15 protein-coding genes are annotated in these 17,202 nt (G+C 71.9%); 11 read left to right on the top strand and 4 right to left on the bottom strand.

Annotation, left to right across the window (positions count from 1 at the left end):
* Positions 1–159: 159 nt before the first annotated feature.
* A complete protein-coding gene (locus ASG70_RS03380; RefSeq protein ID WP_056882438.1) occupies positions 160–591 on the top strand; it encodes a VOC family protein in 432 nt (143 codons plus the stop codon).
* A gap of 63 nt (positions 592–654) precedes the next feature.
* Here the strand turns inward: ASG70_RS03380 and ASG70_RS03375 are convergent, their stop codons facing one another.
* Positions 655–1,299 carry a LamG-like jellyroll fold domain-containing protein gene (locus ASG70_RS03375; protein ID WP_056882437.1) on the bottom strand — a complete coding sequence of 215 codons (645 nt, stop codon included), beginning with the start codon at positions 1,297–1,299 and terminating at the stop codon, positions 655–657.
* A gap of 216 nt (positions 1,300–1,515) precedes the next feature.
* Between ASG70_RS03375 and ASG70_RS03370 the strand changes: the two genes are divergently transcribed.
* The 7 genes from ASG70_RS03370 to ASG70_RS03340 all read left to right on the top strand — a co-directional run bounded on the left by ASG70_RS03370 (position 1,516) and on the right by ASG70_RS03340 (position 10,599).
* Positions 1,516–2,445, top strand: a complete 930-nt coding sequence (locus tag ASG70_RS03370; RefSeq protein WP_056882436.1) for a sulfotransferase — start codon at positions 1,516–1,518, stop codon at positions 2,443–2,445.
* A gap of 12 nt (positions 2,446–2,457) precedes the next feature.
* Positions 2,458–3,123 carry a histidine phosphatase family protein gene (locus ASG70_RS03365; RefSeq protein ID WP_056882435.1) on the top strand — a complete coding sequence of 222 codons (666 nt, stop codon included), beginning with the start codon at positions 2,458–2,460 and terminating at the stop codon, positions 3,121–3,123.
* Positions 3,124–3,193: 70 nt separating this feature from the next.
* Positions 3,194–5,374 (top strand): hydantoinase/oxoprolinase family protein, encoded by a 2,181-nt coding sequence (locus tag ASG70_RS03360; protein WP_056882434.1) that lies wholly within the window; start codon positions 3,194–3,196, stop codon positions 5,372–5,374.
* A complete protein-coding gene (locus ASG70_RS03355) occupies positions 5,371–7,308 on the top strand; it encodes a hydantoinase B/oxoprolinase family protein (RefSeq protein ID WP_056882433.1) in 1,938 nt (645 codons plus the stop codon). The genes ASG70_RS03360 and ASG70_RS03355 overlap by 4 nt, the downstream gene beginning before the upstream one ends.
* 9 nt (positions 7,309–7,317) lie before the next feature.
* Positions 7,318–8,487 carry a CaiB/BaiF CoA-transferase family protein gene (locus tag ASG70_RS03350; RefSeq protein ID WP_056882432.1) on the top strand — a complete coding sequence of 390 codons (1,170 nt, stop codon included), beginning with the start codon at positions 7,318–7,320 and terminating at the stop codon, positions 8,485–8,487.
* Positions 8,488–8,532: 45 nt separating this feature from the next.
* Positions 8,533–9,612 carry an alpha/beta fold hydrolase gene (locus ASG70_RS03345; protein ID WP_056882431.1) on the top strand — a complete coding sequence of 360 codons (1,080 nt, stop codon included), beginning with the start codon at positions 8,533–8,535 and terminating at the stop codon, positions 9,610–9,612.
* Positions 9,613–9,750: 138 nt separating this feature from the next.
* Positions 9,751–10,599 (top strand): class I SAM-dependent methyltransferase, encoded by an 849-nt coding sequence (locus ASG70_RS03340; RefSeq protein ID WP_056882430.1) that lies wholly within the window; start codon positions 9,751–9,753, stop codon positions 10,597–10,599.
* A 165-nt stretch (positions 10,600–10,764) separates the two neighbouring features.
* Here the strand turns inward: ASG70_RS03340 and ASG70_RS03335 are convergent, their stop codons facing one another.
* Positions 10,765–12,066, bottom strand: a complete 1,302-nt coding sequence (locus tag ASG70_RS03335; protein ID WP_156399799.1) for an acyl-CoA desaturase — start codon at positions 12,064–12,066, stop codon at positions 10,765–10,767.
* Positions 12,067–12,096: 30 nt separating this feature from the next.
* Entirely contained in the window at positions 12,097–13,200 is a 1,104-nt protein-coding gene (locus tag ASG70_RS03330) for a ferredoxin reductase (RefSeq protein ID WP_056882429.1), read from the bottom strand.
* Between the two features lie 9 nt (positions 13,201–13,209).
* Between ASG70_RS03330 and ASG70_RS03325 the strand changes: the two genes are divergently transcribed.
* From ASG70_RS03325 to ASG70_RS03315, 3 genes are all read left to right on the top strand, one after another.
* The gene (locus ASG70_RS03325; RefSeq protein WP_235531319.1) at positions 13,210–14,496 is read left to right on the top strand and encodes a CdaR family transcriptional regulator; all 1,287 of its coding nucleotides are present in this window, start codon (positions 13,210–13,212) and stop codon (positions 14,494–14,496) included.
* Positions 14,497–14,646: 150 nt separating this feature from the next.
* On the top strand, positions 14,647–15,615 hold the full coding sequence (locus ASG70_RS03320) for a carbamate kinase (protein ID WP_056882427.1): 969 nt from the start codon (positions 14,647–14,649) through the stop codon (positions 15,613–15,615).
* Positions 15,616–15,620: 5 nt separating this feature from the next.
* Complete coding sequence (locus tag ASG70_RS03315) at positions 15,621–16,763, top strand: ring-opening amidohydrolase (RefSeq protein WP_056882426.1); 1,143 nt, start codon at positions 15,621–15,623, stop codon at positions 16,761–16,763.
* A 184-nt stretch (positions 16,764–16,947) separates the two neighbouring features.
* On the opposite strand, the gene ASG70_RS19135 is transcribed toward ASG70_RS03315, so the two are convergent.
* Positions 16,948–17,088 (bottom strand): hypothetical protein, encoded by a 141-nt coding sequence (locus ASG70_RS19135; RefSeq protein ID WP_156399798.1) that lies wholly within the window; start codon positions 17,086–17,088, stop codon positions 16,948–16,950.
* Positions 17,089–17,202: the final 114 nt, after the last annotated feature.

Raw genomic sequence — 17,202 nt, 5'->3', positions numbered from 1 at the left:
CGGCGGTGCCGGGACTGCGCGAGCGGGGCGGTGGACATGCCTCAATCGTACAGGTGTTCGAACCGGATCGGAAGGGGTAGACAGTGCGAATCCAGTTGCAGCCGAACCGGATTCGCCGACCTCTGGCGCGCCACGCGCCATACCGGAAGACTCCAGACCATGGACTGGACCTTGGAAGTCGTCATCCTGCCCGTGAGCGACCTCGAGTCCGCGGTGGAGTTCTACCGCGACAAGGTCGGGTTCGAGCTCGACCACCGCACGACGAACGACCAGATGGACGTCGCCCAGCTCACCCCGCGGGGCTCAGGCTGCTCCATCGTCGTCGGCACCCTCCCCGCCCAGCAGGAGATGGCCCCGGGCTCGATGCGCGGCCTCCAGCTCGTCGTCGCAGACGCCGCAGCTGCCCGCGACGAGCTCGTCGGGCGGGGCGTCGAGTGCAGCGAGGTCACCGTGTTCGACGAGCGCGACGGGGGGACGTTCTTCGGGTTCGCCGACCCCGACGGCAACACCTGGGCGGTGCAGCAGCTCAAGGTGCGCGGCGACAAGCCCCTCATCCCGCTAGAGCACCGGGGCCGCTTCGGCGCATCCTGACGGCAGCCGCCTGGACGCGGCCGTCGGGCCGCGCCGTCGGGCCGCCGCCGTCTCACCGCTGCGTCAGCCGGCGTACACGCGGACGTAGTCGAGCTCGCCCGTGTACGGGTCGGCGCCGGTCGGCTTGGCACCGATCGCCAGCGGGTCCTTCGTCGTGACGCTGCCGATCACGATGGCGCGCTTGGCCACCTCCACGCCGTCGACGACGACGCTCACTGAGGTGTCGGTCTTCACGCACCGCACGACGTGCCACGCCCCGTCCGCCAGGTGTGGACCACCGGTGAGCAGCAGCTTCGCCTTCGACCCCGCGTACCCGCACGCCGCGACCGCGATCGTCCGCTTCTTGCGGGCCACGATCTCGAGGCGCCAGCCACCTCCCGGGGTGCCGCGGAGGATGTCGTAGTCACCGACCGTCGCGTTCGGCACCTTGGAGAACCGCAGCCGCGTCTCCATCGTGAACGGCTGGGAGCCCAGCGCCAGCTTGCTGCTCCCGGTGGCCGTCACGACGCCGTTGCCCGAGAACGCCAGGGTGCTGCCGGTGGTCTTGACGCCACCCTTGAGGATGCCCGTCAGGTGGGAGGGCCCGGAGTCGGCCACCGTCGTGGAGCCGGCGGGGTCGTTCATCTCCCACCCGGCCACCAGGGCGGGCGAGGACGTGAGCGCCGAGGCCGCGACCATGGCAGCGGTGAGCAGGCTGGGTACGAGCATGGGTTCCCCCTGGTGTCGTGAATGTCCTGGTGAGTGAACCGCTCCGCCGCCCGGCCGCCCATCGACAAATGTCGTAGACGGCATCCAACCGGCGCGGGAGATCCGGGCTCGTGCGTTCGCCGGGTCCTGCGGTCACCCCGGAGTGGAAGCGTTGCCGTCGCGGCGGTCCTTCGACCGTCCCGCGTCGATCCGGTGCCGTCACCAGAGGGGGTGCAGATGCTGTCGTTCGTGCTGGGAAGTGGCCGGTGTGGCTCCACGCTGGTCACAGAGCTGGTGGCCCGCCACCCGGATGTCGGCTTCGTGTCGAACGTCGACGACAAGTTCGCCCGTCTCAACCTCAAGGGCCAGTGGAACAGTGCCCTGTTCGCCCGCTCCGCGGAGCGTGACCCGTCGCTGCGGCCCTTCCGTGACCGGCGGCGCCCGCTCGAGCGTGGACGCCTGCGCGTCGCGCCCTCCGAGGGGTGGACGGTGCTGGAGCGGCAGATCTCCAACATCTTCCCGCAGCCCTGTCGCGACCTCACCGCCCTGGACGCCACCCCGTGGCTCACGGGGCGCATCACGGACTTCTTCGACAGCCGGATGGAGGCGCAGGGCAAGCCGCACTTCGTGCACCACCTCACCGGCTGGCCCCGCTCCGGGCTGCTGCGCAGCGCCTACCCCGACGCGCGCTTCGTGCACGTCATCCGGGACGGCCGGGCGGTGTGCAGCTCCTGGCTGCAGATGGGGTGGTGGGACGGCTACCGCGGCCCGGACAGCTGGTACCTGGGACCGCTGTCCCCCGGCGACCAGGCCGAGTGGGAGTCGTCAGGTCGCTCCTTCGTCGCCCTGGCCGGGATCGGGTGGCGCCTGCTCATGGACGCCCTCGACCAGGCCCGCCGGCTCGTGCCCGCCGACCAGTGGCTCGACGTCCGGCTGGAGGACCTGATGGAGAGCCCGCGCGAGACGCTCGAGCAGGTCATGGACTTCCTCGGCCTCGACTGGACGCCGGAGTTCGAGGCCGGCTTCCGCCTCCACACCTTCCAGGCCAGCCGGGGCGTGGCCTGGAAGCGCGACCTCGGCGACGAGCAGGCCGCCCTGCTCGAGAGCATCATCGCCCGCCCCCTGACCACGTACGGCTACCCGCTCCTGCACAGCACGGTCCACTGAGGAGGGCCCACCATGACCCAGAACACCACCATCTCCCGCTCGGGCACCGATGCGCGGGAGCCCTCGGCGCAGGCCTGCTCCCTCTACGTCGTCCGGCACGGCACGACGACGATGAACGTCGAGAACCGCTACCGCGGACGCTGCGACGTCCCGCTCGACGCGCAGGGCTACCAGGACGCGGTGGACGCTGCTCGCCAGCTGTCGCCGATCGGTCTGTCCGCGGTCTACGCCGGCGGTCTCCGGCGCACCATCTCGACGGCGCAGATCATCGCCGACGAGGCCCGGATCCCCGACATCCGCATCATGCACGGGCTCATCAACGTCGACTACGGCGCCTGGGAGGGCCTGACCTCCCAGGAGGCCCAGATGTACGACCCTGAGGCGTTCCACCGCTACAAGACCTCCCCGTCGACGGCGGTGTGCCCCAACGGTGAGCGCCTGCGCGACGCCCAGAAGCGCATGCTGGAGGCCCTGGCGCTCATCGGTTCGCGGCACCCCGGCGAGAAGGTCGCCGTCGTGACGCACGCGGTGATGATCCGCCTGGCCGTGGCGGCCATCGAGGGCACCGAGGGTGAGCAGTGGCGCATCCCCGTGGGGCGCGGCTCCTACACGTCGATGGGCGCCGAGGACGGCACCATCTGGCTCAAGGAGCTCCCAGCCGGGGACGACGTCGACTGACCACCACCGCGCCACCCGTTGGCAGGTTGTGCCAACGAAACGGCGGCCTGGGGTCGGTTGAATCGTCCGCGTGACGAGTCAGCCGCAGCCCCGGGCCACCAAGCCGCGGCGTCGGATCCGGATCGGCATCGACACCGGTGGCACGTTCACCGACGTGGTGGCCCTCGACGAGGACTCCGGCGAGCTCGTCACGACCAAGACGCCGTCGACCCCTGCCGACCCCGCGGACGGGTTCATCGACGGTGTCCACAAGGTCCTCGACCTCATGGGCGCCACGGGGAACGACATCACCGCGGTCTGCCACGGCACGACCGTGGCCACCAACCAGCTCCTCGAGGGCAAGGTGGAGTCGGTGGGCTTCATCACCACGGAGGGCTACGAGTTCATCCTCGAGATCGCGCGGCAAGCCGTCCCCGACGGCTACGGCAACTCCTACTTCTGGGTGAAGCCACCACGCATCGTGCCGGTCGACCTCGTCCGCACCGTCGGGGGACGGGTCGACTTCGAGGGCAACGAGATCCGGCCCTTCGACGAGGAGTCGGCCGTGGCCGCCGCACGGTGGTTCCGCGACCGCGGCACACGGTCGGTCGGGGTGTGCCTGCTGCACTCCTACGCCGACGACAGCCACGAACGAGCGGTCCGCGAGGTGCTCCGCCGGGAGCACCCCGATGCCGTGGTCTCGCTCTCCAGCGAGGTGCTGCGTGAGTACCGAGAGTACGAGCGCTCGATGACCACCCTCGTCGACGCGGCGGTGAAGCCCAAGGTCGCCCGCTACGTCGCCAACATCCACGACCGCCTCGACGCGCTGGCGCCGGGGGTGGCGTTCTCGATCATGAAGTCCAACGGCGGCGTGCTCTCCGCCGACGAGGTCGTCAAGCAGCCGGTCACCACGGTGCTCTCGGGGCCGGCCGCCGGCGCCCTCGGGGCCGGGCTGGTCGCCCACCGCGCGGGATACCAGAAGGTGCTCACGTGCGACGGCGGCGGCACCTCGACGGACGTCAGCGTCGTCCTCGACGGCGAGCCCACCCTCACGACGGAGGGGACGGTCGGCGCCTACCCGAGCAAGATCCCCATGATCGACGTCGTGACGGTGGGCGCGGGCGGCGGTTCGGTCGCCTGGGTCACCCCCGAGGGCACCCTCAAGGTGGGGCCCCGGTCGGCCGGCGCCGACCCCGGCCCGCTCTGCTACGGCAAGGGCGGCACCGAGCCCACGATCACCGACGCCCACGTCGTCCTCGGGCGCATCCCCCCGCACCTGCTCGGGGGTGAGATCCCGCTCGACGTCGATGCCGCGCGCCGGGGCGTCGACGAGCTCGCCGACCGGCTCGGCCTCGACCCCGTGCGCTGCGCCACCGGCATCCTGGAGATCTCCGCGTGGAACCAGGCGAACGCGCTGCGCCAGGTGAGCGTCAAGCGGGGCCTCGACGTGCGCGACTTCATGCTGACGACCTTCGGCGGCTCCGGCTCCCTGCTCGCCTGCCGCCTCGTCGACGTCCTCGACCTCGCCGGGGTCGTCGTGCCCCAGAACCCGGGCAACCTCTCGGCGTTCGGCCTGCTCACCGTCGACGTCAGGAACGACTACGTGCAGACCGCCGTCGCCCGCCACGACGCGCTCGACCACGGGGCCGTCCAGAAGGTCTTCGACGAGCTCACGGACAGGGCCGCGAGAGCCCTTGACGCAGAGGGCTTCCCGCGGAGCGCCCACCGCTACGTGCGCACGGTCGACCTGCGCTACTTCGGCCAGGCGTTCGAGGTCCGGGTGCCCGCTCCGGACGGCCCGGTGGACGCCGCGTACGCAGCCTCGGTCGCCGACGCGTTCCACGCGGAGCACCGCGCGCTCTACGGCTACGACTTCCGTGGCGACGCCTCCCAGCAGGTCGAGTGGGTGAACCTGAGGGTCACCGGCGTCGGCCCGATCACCCGTCCCGAGCTGCGCGAGCTCCCCGGCCGCGACCCCGGCTCCCCCGGGTCTTTGAGCGATCCGCCCGGTCAGGACCGGGCAGATCGCTCAAAGACTGTGGCCGGTCGACGAGCAGTCTGCTTCGACGCCGACGACGGCTTCGTCGACACGCCCATCCACTGGCGACCGGACCTGCGGGCCGGTGACACCTTCAGCGGGCCGGCGGTCGTGGAGGAGTTCGGCTCGACCGTCCCGGTGCACCCCGGGTTCGCCGTGCGCGTGGACACGCTCGGCAACCTCGTCATCACCCGCGAAGCCCTCCACCCCACCACCGCCGGGGGCGACCGATGAACCCCGCCGGCCTGCCCACGGCATACGAACACGGGAAGCGGCTCACCCCCGAGGGCGCCGACGTCGACCCGATCCTCGTCGAGATCGTGCAGGGCACCCTCGCCAGTGTCGAGATGGAGGTCGAGACCTCGATCGCGCGCACCAGTCGCTCACCCATGATCCGCGACGCCCACGACTTCCGCGCCGGCATCCACGACCGGCAGCTGCGCAAGCTCACCGGGCGCTCGTACTCCGCGCTGGTGCACCCGATCGTGCGCGACTTCCCGCTGGCCGAGATGGCCGAGGGCGACGTCTTCTTCCACAACGACGTCTACGAGTCCGAGGGCGGCATCGGGCACCTGCCCGACCTGTGCGTCACCGTTCCGGTGTTCCACGACGGCGAGGTCGTGGCGTTCGTCCAGGCGTTCGGGCACCACGACGACATCGGCGGCGCGGTGCCGGGCTCGATGCCCAGCAACGCGACCAGCGTCCACGAGGAGGGGCTCGCCGTCCCGCCGATCAAGCTGTGGGACAGGGGAGTTCCCAACAAGGCGGCCCTGCGGATCATGACCCGCAACTCGCGCATGCCCGACTCGCTCGCCGCCGACCTCGACGCCGAGTGCTCGGCCTGCCTCATGGGGGCGCGGCGTCTCGGTGAGCTGTTCGCCCGCTACGGCCGCGCCGACGTCGAGGCGGCGTTCGACACGATCCTCGACCGGACGACCGAGACCTACCGCCGCGAGATCCTGTCGCAGATCCCCGACGGCACCTACGTCTGGGAGGACTACGCCGAGCACGACGGTGTCGACGACCCCAGGCTGCACACCCAGCGGATCACGCTGACCAAGGTGAGCGACGCCCCCGCCGACCCCGAGAACGGCCGTCCGGCCGGGCCCCGGCTCATCATCGACTTCACCGGCACGGCGCCCCAGGCGAAGGGCCCGATCAACCACTGCGGTGACTACGTCGGCGGCAACTTCCTCAAGAAGTGGCTCGCGCCGATCCTACGCAACCTCGCCGAGTCGCCCGAGCGGATGGCCGAGCTCGACGTCAACGAGGGTGTCGTGCCGCTGATCGAGATGCGCTTCCCCGACAAGGGCACGCTGCTCACGCCGATCTTCCCCGCGCCCACCAACGCCCGGACGTTCGTCATCCTGCGACTTCTCGGCGTGCTGGCCGGAGTCGTCGCCAAGGCGGTCGACGGCCGGATGCCCGCCGACCAGGAGACCATCCGCTACACCGGGGTCTACGGCAAGGACCGCGACGGCGCCGACTACCTCATGCGCGAGGTGCTCGGCGGCGGGTCGGGCGGGCGCTACTACGCCGACGGGGAGGACACCATCCACGTCGTGCCCGACTCTCGGAACCTGCCGACCGAGTTCACCGAGAGCCGGTTCCCGTTCGTCGTCGAGCGGCTCGGGCTCGCCGTCGACTCCGGCGGGCCTGGCCGGTTCCGCGGGGGCCTCGGCTACGAGAAGCAGATCCGGATGCTCAAGGACGCCCACTTCATGTCCATCGCCGACCGCTCGATCCTCGCCTGCTGGGGGGTCAGGGGCGGCAGGGCCGGTATGCCGTTCGCCGTCACCATCGACCCGGGCGGCACGGACGAGCGCGAGGTCGACGCCCTGGCCGACGCCGAGCCGGTCAGGGCCGGGCAGGTGATCCGCATCCGCACGACCGGCGGTGGTGGCTGGGGCGACCCGCTGACGCGCCCCTACGACGACGTCGAGCGCGACCTGCGCTGGGGCAAGGTGTCGTTCGAGGGGGCCCGACGGGACTACGGCGTGGTGGCCTCGGGCACCAGGGACGAACCCGCGATCGACGTCGAGGCCTCGGACCGGCTTCGGGCCGAGCTGCGCGCCGCCCGGCCCGACCGGGAGCCGTTCTTCGACCGCGGCCCGGGCTACGCTCGCCTCGCCGACGGGCGCCCGAGCGCCGACGTCGACTGGCTCTGAGGAGGACCCGTGCCCGGACCGTTGGGCGACATCACCGTCATCGACCTGTCCCGCGCCCTGGCGGGACCGCACGCGGGAATGATGTTGGGGGACATGGGTGCCCGCGTCATCAAGGTCGAGACGCCGGGCACGGGCGACGAGTCCCGTGGCTGGGGCCCGCCGTTCGTCGGACCCGAGGACGACCCGGTCTCCACCTACTTCCTGTCCTGCAACCGCAACAAGGAGTCGATCGCCCTCGACCTCAAGTCCGACGACGGCCGCGAGGTCCTGACCCGGCTGGTGCGCCATGGCGACGTCCTCATCGAGAACTTCCGTCCCGGCGTCCTCGACCGGCTCGGCTTCACCGTCGCGCGCCTGCACGAGCTCAACCCCCGGCTCGTCGTGCTGTCGATCAGCGGGTTCGGCCACGACGGTCCGCAGGGCGGCCGCGCCGGGTACGACCAGATCGCCCAGGGCGAGGGCGGCCTCATGTCACTCACCGGCCCGGACGCCCAGACACCCATGCGCGTCGGCGTCCCCATCGGCGACCTGCTCGCCGGCATGTACGGCGCGTACGGCGTCGTCGCCGCCCTGCACGAGCGCGCCACGACGGGGGTCGGGCGCGTCGTGCGCACCTCCCTGCTCGCCGCCATCGTGGGCGTCCATGCCTTCCAGGGCACGCGGTACACGGTTGCGCACGAGGTCGGCCACGGGCAGGGCAACCACCACCCCTCCATCTGCCCCTACGGGTTGTTCACCTGTGCTGACGGCATGGTCCAGATCGCCTGCGGCAGCGAGGCGTTGTGGGCCCGGCTCGCGACGGCGTTCGGCATCGACCCGAAGGCGCCGGGCCTCGCGACCAACCGCGAGCGCGTAGCGCACCGCGACGAGGTGACCCGGCTCCTCGACCGGGCGTTCGCCCCCTACGGGCGCGTCGAGCTGCTCGCACGCCTCGACGAGCTGGGCGTCCCCGCCGGGGAGGTGCGGACGCTCGACCGCGTCTACGACTGGGACCAGACGCGGTCGCAGGGCCTGGTCATCGAGGTCGACCACCCGGTGCTCGGCACGATCGAGGTGCCCGGGCCCCCGATCCGCTTCGACGACAACACCTCCGCCGGTGGTCGCGAGGTGCACGAGGCGCCCCCGGCGCTGGGGCAGCACGACGAATCCATCCGGAAGTGGCTCGACACCCTCGACTGACAACGACTGACCGGCAGGGGCCACCCCGGTCGTACCATCGATGTCATGGCGACCCAGCCACCCGTGCCGCGGCAGGAGATCAGGTTCTGCCGCGCCCCGGACGGCGTGCGCATCGCGTATGCCGTGCACGGGTCAGGGCCGCCGCTGGTCGCCGACTCCTGCTGGCTGAGCCACCTGCAGTACGACTGGCAGTCGCCGGTCTGGCGGCACTACCTCGACGAGTGGGGGCGCGAGCACACCGTCATCCGGTTCGACGAGCGCGGCCACGGCCTGTCCGACCGCGGGGTCACCGACCACTCGCTCGAGGCGCGCCTGGGCGACCTCGAGGCGGTCATCGAGGACGCGGGCCTCGACTCGTTCGCGCTGCTGGCCATGGCGCAGGGCGGCCCGGTCGCCATCACCTACACCCACCGTCACCCCGAGCGTGTCTCCCGGCTGGTCTTCTACGGCAGCTATTCCGGCCAGCCGGACAAGGACCCGGTCGAGGCGGAGATGAACGACACCCTCGACCAGCTCATCAAGGTCGGGTGGGCCCGGCCCGACTCGGCGTTCCGGCGAGTGTTCACCTCGCTGATGATCCCCGACGCCACCGAGGAGCAGCACGTGTGGCTCGACGAGCTCCAGCGCGTGGCCACCGACGCCGACACGGCTCGGGCGTCGCGCCGCCAGCGCCTCGCCGCCGACGCCTCGGCCCTGCTCGGCGAGCTCGACGTGCCGACGCTGGTGCTGCACTCCCGCGGTGACCGCATGAACGACTTCGAGGAGGCGCGGCGCCTCGCGTCGGGCATCGACGGCGCCCGGCTCGTCGCCCTCGAGAGCGACAACCACATCGTGCTCGAGACCGAACCCGCCTGGGACGTCTTCCGCGCCGAGCTGCGGGCGTTCCTGCGGGAGGGCCGCGCATCCCCGACCACCGACCAAGTCACCCTCGACGTGCTGTCGCCCCGCGAGCTCGAGATCCTGCGCCACGCAGCCCGGGGCCTGGACAACGACGAGATCGCCGCGGCGCTGCACCTGAGCACCCGCACCGTGGAGCGGCACCTGAGCAACGCCTACGCGAAGCTCGACCTGCACGGGAAGTCGGCCCGCACCGCGGCGGTGGCACGACTGCTGACGCGCGCCTAGCCCTACGCGTACCCCGTCACGACCCGCGCGCCGGACAGCCCACGGCTGCGTGCACGCGCCGATGTGCGACGAGGCTCCCCACTCCTACCGTCGCTCCTGCAGGGGACACACCACACCATCGAGCACGGGGAGACGACGATGAGCACGACCAGCACGACACCTGTCACCGACACCGCCGAGGACCACGCCCTCAAGGCGAAGCACGCCGCCATGTGGGCGCTGGGTGACTACCACGCGGTCGCCCGGGAGGTCATCGCCCCGCTGGGCCCAATCCTGGTGCAGGCGGCCGGTATCGGGCCGGGCCAGCGGGTCCACGACGTCGCCGCCGGGACGGGCAACGTCGCCCTGCCCGCGGCTCGCACCGGTGCGACCGTCGTCGCCAGCGACCTCACGCCCGAGCTGCTCGCCGACGGAAGGGCCGACGCCGAGGCTGCCGGCCTCGACATCACCTGGCAGACCGCCGACGCCGAGGCGCAGCCGTTCACGGACGGCGAGTTCGACGCGGTGCTCTCCTGCGTCGGCGTCATGTTCGCGCCGCACCACCAGCTGGTCGCCGACGAGCTCGTGCGCGTGACCCGGCCCGGCGGCACGATCGGGCTGCTCAGCTGGACGCCGGAGGGGTTCATCGGCCAGCTGTTCGCCGTCATGAAGCCGTACGCCCCACCGCCGCCGCCCGGGGCGCAGCCGCCGCCGCTCTGGGGCCACGTCGACCACGTCCGCGACCTCTTCGGCGACCAGGTCGCGGAGCTGACCGCGGTGCAGCAGGACCTCGTGGTCGACGTGTTCCCGACACCCGAGGAGTTCCGCGACTTCTTCAAGCGGACCTACGGGCCGACCATCGCGGTCTACCGGGCCATCGCCGACGACCCCGAGAAGGTGGCGGCCCTCGACCGCGACCTCGTCGCGCTCGCCGAGCGCTTCGACCGGGGTGACGGGCACACGGTGCTCGACTGGGAGTACCTGCTCGTCACGGCCCGCCGCGCCTGAGGCGACCGGGGGGCGGGCGCCGGCCACCGGTCAGCCCTGACCAACCCGCAGGACCGGCGCGGGGGACGCACGAGGGCGCGCACCATACGGGCGAGGCGGCCCACCTCCCCCTCACGGGAGGTGGGTCGCCCCACCTGGACGGTGCGCGCCCTGGGTGCCCCTAGGTCAGGCGGTGCGCGGTGCGGGGCGGCGCAGCTTGCGGCGAACGCGCTTGCCCACGGCCTCGGCCGCGATCGACACCCGGGTCCGGCCCGGCTGCGGGTTGGGCAGCGAGAGGGTCACGACCTGCTTCCACGCGGAGGCGACCTGCTTCGGGAGCGGGCCCGTGGTGTAGCTCAGGCCGTAGCGCTCGCAGATCTCCTGGATGCGCGGCGCGATCTCCTTGTAGCGGTTGCTGGGGAGGTCGGGGAAGAGGTGGTGCTCGATCTGGTGCGACAGGTTGCCGGTCATGAGGTGCATCGCCGGGCTGCCGCTGATGTTGGCCGAGCCCACCATCTGGCGCAGGTACCACTCGCCGCGGGTCTCGCCCTCGATGGAGGTCTTGGCGAAGGTCTCGACGCCCTCGGGGAAGTGGCCGCACATGATGACGGAGTGGGTCCACACGTTGCGCACCGTGTTGGCGACGAAGTTCGCACCGAGGGTGTGGAAGAACGACGGCCCCGACAGCAGCGGGTGGATCAGGTAGTCGCGGCGGACCTGGCGGCCGATCTTCTTGAGGACCTTGTTGGCGTCCTTGCGGAACACCTCCTTGGGCTTGCCGCGGCCCTTGACGTAGGCCCCGAGCTCGAGGTCGTAGGCGGCGATGCCGTACTCGAAGAACAGCATGTTGAGGAAGTTGTAGACCGGCTGGCCGAGGTAGGCCGGGGTCCACCGCTGGTCCTCGTCGACGCGCATGATGCCGTAGCCGAGGTCGTTGTCGCGGCCGATGACGTTGGTGAACGTGTGGTGCAGCTGGTTGTGGGAGTGCTTCCAGAACTCCGACGGGGACGCGTTGTCCCACTCCCACTCCTGGCTGTGGATCCGCGGGTCGCGCATCCAGTCCCACTGCCCGTGCATGATGTTGTGCCCGAGCTCCATGTTCTCGAGGATCTTCGCCACGGACAGGCCGGCGGTGCCGACGAACCACGCCGGCGGGAAGAGCGAGAACAGCAGCACCGCTCGGCTGCTCATCTCCAGCCCGCGCTGCCACTTCAGGACCTTGCGGATGTACTCCGCGTCGCGGGTGCCGCGCGAGTCGAGGACCTCCTGGCGCAGCGCGTCGAGCTCGAGGCCGAGGGCCTCGATGTCCTCGGCGGTGAGGTGCGCGGCAGGGTCCGGCTTGCCGGAGGGCTTGGGGCTGTGGCGACGCTCGGTCGTCACGACGGACAGGCGGCTGTTGACGCTCTTGGTGCGCTGCGGCGCGCGGGGCGTACCGGCGGCGGCGCCGTCGATCGTGAGGTCGAATCCTTCGGTGGTTGCGGCAGACATGTCTGCTCCCATCTGGTCGAGGACCGGGGTCTAGAGGTCGATCTCGCAGGCGCCGGCGGCTGCCGACACGCAGGTCTGGATGCGGACGTCGTCGTCCGGGGTGGCGACGGTGAGCTCGCCGTTGCGCAGGTCGCGGACTGCGCCCTCGCGCAGCGGCAGCACGCAGCCGAAGCAGATGCCCATGCGGCAGCCCGAGGGCATGAGGACGCCGGCTTCCTCGCCGGCGTCGAGGATCGGGGTCGCGCCGTCGGCCTCGACGACGGTGCCGTTCTTGCGGAAGGTGACGGTGCCGCCCTCGCCCTCGGCGACGACGACCGGGCGGAAGCGCTCGGTGTGGAGCCGGTCGGCCAGGCCGGCCTGGGCCCAGTGGTCCTCCATCGCGTCGAGCATGCCCGTGGGCCCGCAGCACCAGGTCTCCCGCTCGCGCCAGTCCGGCACGAGGGTGTCGAGGTCGGCGGCGGACAGCAGCCCGTCGGTCTCGGTGTGCCGCTCCACGAGCTTCAGCGACTCGGCCTCGGCCCAGTCACGCAGCTCGGCGCCGAAGATGACGTCGTCGCGAGTCGGTGCGGAGTGCACGAGCACCGCGTCGGGCAGCTCGGCCAGGTGGTTGCGCAGCATCCCCATGACCGGCGTGATGCCGCTGCCGGCGGTGAGGAACAGCGCCTTGCGGGGCCGCTGCTCCGGGAGGGTGAACTCGCCGGTCGCCTGGTCGAGGTGGATGAGCGTGCCAGGGGTGAGCTCGCGCACGACGTGGTTGCTCACCTTGCCGCCGTCGATCGCCTTGACGGTGATCGACACGGTGCCGTCGGGCTCGCCCGCAAGGGACGTCACGGAGTAGGCGCGCCAGTTGCGGACGCCGTCGACGTCCACGCCGATGCGGATGTACTGGCCGGGGACGTGCCCGCGCCAGCCGCGGCCGGGCTTGATGCGGACCGTCGCGGCGTGGCGGGTCTCGGGGGTGACCGAGACGACCTTTCCGCGAAGGTCGGCCCCGCTGCGCAGCGGGGCGATGAGGTCGAGGTAGTCGGCGGGGAGGACCGGCGTGGTGACGGCTGCGGCGGCGCGGGCCACGACGTCACGCAGGGACCGCCGGGGGGTGCCGCGGGTCACGCGGCTGGGGAGAACTGCGGTCATGCTTCCATCATGCCGACCCAGGGGTCTAAAATCCTGACCGGCAAGGGTGAGTTCTCCGAAGAGAGTTGTTCGCAGATGACAAAAAAGTCCGACCCGGCGGTTGAACCGGCCACCGTCACCGCCGACCGGGCCGCCGCCCTGACCCTCTCACCCGATGTGCAGCGTGCCCTGCGGTCCGCGCTCCCCCGGGTGGCGGAGCACGCGGTCGCCGCGATCATCGTCGAGGTGCCGGTCTACGCGGCCGCGCGCAGCTTCATGGTGGACAACATCGAGGCCGCGGTCCAGATGGCCCTCGGCAGCTTCCTCACCCTCGCCGCCCGGTCCGGCGACGCGAGCACCCCGCTGCGCCCCGCCCAGCAGGGCTCCTACGAGCTGGGACGTGGCGAGGCCCGCAGCGGCCGCAGCGTGGACGCCCTCCTGTCGGCCTACCGCGTGGGCGCCCGCGTCTCCTGGCGTGAGCTCTCGGCCGTCGCGGTGGACGCCGGGATGGGCGCCGGGCTGCTCGCGCAGTTCGCCGAGCTCGTCTTCGCCTACATCGACGAGCTCTCGGCAGCCAGCGTCGCCGGCCACGCCGACGAGCTGGCGACGTCCGAGCGGCTCCAGCGCCAGCACCGCGACCGCCTCGCGCTCGACCTCCTGCGCGGGGCGTCCGAGGAGCTGCTGCTGCGGAGGGCCGACCGCGCGAGGTGGGAGCGCCCCACAACCCTCACCGTGGTGCTCACGCGCGACGCCGACCTGCACGTGGTGCGCGGCCTGGTCGACACGAGGTCGCTGGTCCTCGCCGAGGACCTGCCCGACACTGCCCCTGACGAGGACGTGGCCGCGTTCCTCGTGCCCGATCTCTCCCCCGGCGCCCGTGCCAGGCTCGTGCGCTCGATCGGCGCCCGGGCCGTCGTCGTCGGTCCGTCCCGCCCGTGGCTGCTCACTGTCGGGTCCTACCGCCGGGCACTGCGGGCCCACCGCCTGCTGCACGCCCGCGGCGCACCCGCACCCGCTGCCTACGACACCGAGGCGCACCTGGCCGACCTCGTGCGGGGCGCCGACCCCGAGGCGCTCGCCGACCTGCGGCGCACGTCGCTCGCCCCGCTGGACGACCTCACGCCCGTGGCCCGCGAGAAGCTCGAGGAGACGCTGCGGCTGTGGCTGCTCCACCGAGGCACGCGCGAGGCCGTCGCCGAGGCGCTGTTCGTCCACCCGCAGACGGTGCGCTACCGCGTCGGGCAGCTGCGCGAGCTCTTCGGGGACTCGTTGGACGACCCGGACACCGTGCGCGACCTGGTCGTCGCGCTCGGCTGACCGCCCTCCGGGCCACGCTCGACCCGGCGGTCGGGCGCGCACATCTGCCAACGCACCCTCGCGCGTTGGGCAGGTCCTGCCGAGGTCAGGCGCTGCGAGCCGTCCCTAGGCTCGCCGCACAGTCGTCCGGCGAACCGTGGGGAGGTGGCCATGCTGGTCCTCGTCGCCCTCGGGGGCAACGCCATGACCGGCCCGGACGGCAGCGCCACCCCGCAGGCGCAGCGCGAGGCGATCTGGCGGGCGATGCAGTGCGTGGCCGACGTCGTCGAGGCGGGGCACGAGGTGGTCGTCACCCACGGCAACGGCCCCCAGGTGGGCAACCTGCTCGTCAAGAACGAGCTCGCCGCGCACGTCGTGCCACCGGTGCCGCTGGACTGGTGCGGCGCCCAGACCCAGGGGACCATCGGCTTCACTGCGGTCGACGCGCTGGAGGCCGCCTTCGCCGAGCGCGGCCTCGACCGCCGGGCCGCCGCACTGGTCACCCGCACGCTCGTCGATGCCTCCGACCCCGGGTTCACCCACCCGACCAAGCCCGTGGGCAGGTTCCTGCCCCGCGAGCAGGCTCAGCGCCTCATCGACCACGGCGAGACCTGGCAGGACCGGGGCGCGCACGGCTGGCGCCGCGTGGTCGCCTCCCCCGAACCCCTCGAGGTGCTCGACACCGACGCCGTCCGCACCCTGCTCCGCGCGGGCTACGTCGTCATCGCGGCCGGTGGCGGCGGCATACCCGTCGCGCGCGGGGCCGACGGCACGGTCCACGGCGTCGAGGCCGTCATCGACAAGGACCTCACCGCCGCCGTGCTCGCCCGCGCGCTGCACGCCGACATCCTCGTGACCGCCACCGACGTGGAGCACGCCGAGGTCGGCTTCGGCACCGAGCGGGCGCGCCCCCTCGGCCGCGTCTCCCTCGAGGAGATGGAGGGGTATGCCGCGGACGGCGAGTTCGCGTCCGGCTCCATGGGCCCCAAGGTCGAGGCCGCGCTCCGGTTCGTCCGCGCCGGAGGCCGCCGCAGCGTGATCACCGCCCTCGACCGCATCGCCGACGCCGTCGCGGGTGAGGTGGGCACCATCATCGAGTCCCCGACAACTGCAACGACATCCACTCCGACAGACAGGTGAGTCACGTGCCCGAGCCCATCGAGGTCCGTAAGGTGCCGCTGTACAGCGTCACCGACGCCAGCGAGCTGGCCAAGCTCATCGACGACGGCGTCATCGAGGCCGGCCGGGTCATCGCCGTCATCGGCAAGACCGAGGGCAACGGCGGTGTCAACGACTACACGCGGATCATCGCCGACCGGGCGTTCCGCGAGGTGCTCGTCGCCAAGGGCGCGGACCCCGAGCAGGTCAAGCAGGTCCCGATCGTGTGGTCCGGTGGCACCGACGGCATCATCAGCCCGCACGCGACGATCTTCGCGACGGTGCCTGACGACCAGGCCGAGCCGTCCGACGAGCCGCGGCTGACCGTCGGGTTCGCGATGAGCGACGTGCTGCTGCCCGAGGACATCGGCCGCACCGCCATGGTCACCAAGGTGGCCGCCGCCGTGAAGGTGGCCATGGAGCGCGCCGGCATCACCGACCCCGGCGACGTCCACTACGTGCAGACCAAGACGCCGCTGCTCACCATCGACACCATCCGCGACGCGAAGAGCCGCGGCCACGACGTGTTCACCGAGGACACCCTCGCGTCGATGGACGTCTCCAACGGCGGGACCGCCCTGGGTATCGCGGTCGCCCTCGGGGAGATCGAGATGCCCCGCGACGAGGACGTGCTGCGCGACCGGTCGCTGTTCTCGTCGGTGGCGTCGTGCTCGTCCGGTGTCGAGCTCGACCGGGCGCAGGTCGTCGTCGTCGGCAACGCCCGGGGCATCGGCGGCCGCTACCGCATCGGCCACTCCGTCATGCGCGACGCGCTCGACGCCGACGGCGTGTGGGCCGCCATCAAGGACGCCGGCCTCGACCTGCCCGACCGTCCGCACTCGTCCGACCTGCAGGGCCGACTGGTCAACGTGTTCCTCAAGTGCGAGGCCAGCCAGGACGGCCAGGTCCGCGGGCGCCGCAACGCCATGCTCGACGACTCCGACGTGCACTGGCACCGCCAGATCAAGTCGGCCGTGGGCGGCGTCACCGCCTCGGTGACCGGCGACCCCGCTGTCTTCGTGTCGGTGTCGGCTGCCCACCAGGGCCCTGACGGTGGAGGCCCCGTCGCCGCCATCGTCGACCTCGGCTCCGGCGACCCCACCGGCTACCGCGGTCCCCAGCCGAGCTGACCCTCGCGGGGCAGCCGCCCCGACCCGTCCCTCCCCGACGGCGCTGCGTGATCACAGTGACGGCGTGTTGCGTTGGGTCGGGTGTCACCGCAGCACCAACTGATCACAGTGACGGCGTGTTGCGCTGAGGCAGTGGTCGCGGCGGCGCTGAGTGATCACAGTGAGGGTGTGCTGGGGTGACGCGTCAGAGGCCCGGGTTGTTCCCGCCACCGCTCTGGTAGGCGGTCCAGGCCTGGTCGGACTCGGCCTGGGCTCGAGTCTGCGACGGCGGGGAGCTGGGGTCGCCACCCCACTTGCGGTCATAGAACCAGGCGAAACCGAGCATGACTACCAGGACAACCCCGATCACGATCCAGAACACCGCGCCACCCCCTCATGGCCGCACGCACGTGTCGGCCTGGTGCAACGGTCCCACGCGGCTGAGCACGTGCGCCAGCCC

Origin of the sequence: Phycicoccus sp. Soil748 (assembly GCF_001428025.1) — a bacterium.
Classification (GTDB): domain Bacteria; phylum Actinomycetota; class Actinomycetes; order Actinomycetales; family Dermatophilaceae; genus Pedococcus.
The sequence above is the reverse complement of the archived record's forward strand: the minus strand, read 5'-3'. Positions and strand labels throughout refer to the sequence as shown.

Bases quoted from the DNA above. Each gene is read 5' to 3' on its own strand.
- ASG70_RS03335 (WP_156399799.1), bottom strand. From the start codon at position 12,066: ATGTCTGCCGCAACCACCGAAGGATTCGACCTCACGATCGACGGCGCC.
- ASG70_RS03320 (WP_056882427.1), top strand. From the start codon at position 14,647: ATGCTGGTCCTCGTCGCCCTCGGGGGCAACGCCATGACCGGCCCGGAC.
- ASG70_RS03375 (WP_056882437.1), bottom strand. From the start codon at position 1,299: ATGCTCGTACCCAGCCTGCTCACCGCTGCCATGGTCGCGGCCTCGGCG.
- ASG70_RS03330 (WP_056882429.1), bottom strand. From the start codon at position 13,200: ATGACCGCAGTTCTCCCCAGCCGCGTGACCCGCGGCACCCCCCGGCGG.
- ASG70_RS03370 (WP_056882436.1), top strand. From the start codon at position 1,516: ATGCTGTCGTTCGTGCTGGGAAGTGGCCGGTGTGGCTCCACGCTGGTC.
- ASG70_RS19135 (WP_156399798.1), bottom strand. From the start codon at position 17,088: ATGCTCGGTTTCGCCTGGTTCTATGACCGCAAGTGGGGTGGCGACCCC.
- ASG70_RS03340 (WP_056882430.1), top strand. From the start codon at position 9,751: ATGAGCACGACCAGCACGACACCTGTCACCGACACCGCCGAGGACCAC.
- ASG70_RS03345 (WP_056882431.1), top strand. From the start codon at position 8,533: ATGGCGACCCAGCCACCCGTGCCGCGGCAGGAGATCAGGTTCTGCCGC.
- ASG70_RS03355 (WP_056882433.1), top strand. From the start codon at position 5,371: ATGAACCCCGCCGGCCTGCCCACGGCATACGAACACGGGAAGCGGCTC.
- ASG70_RS03365 (WP_056882435.1), top strand. From the start codon at position 2,458: ATGACCCAGAACACCACCATCTCCCGCTCGGGCACCGATGCGCGGGAG.
- ASG70_RS03380 (WP_056882438.1), top strand. From the start codon at position 160: ATGGACTGGACCTTGGAAGTCGTCATCCTGCCCGTGAGCGACCTCGAG.
- ASG70_RS03325 (WP_235531319.1), top strand. From the start codon at position 13,210: ATGCCGACCCAGGGGTCTAAAATCCTGACCGGCAAGGGTGAGTTCTCC.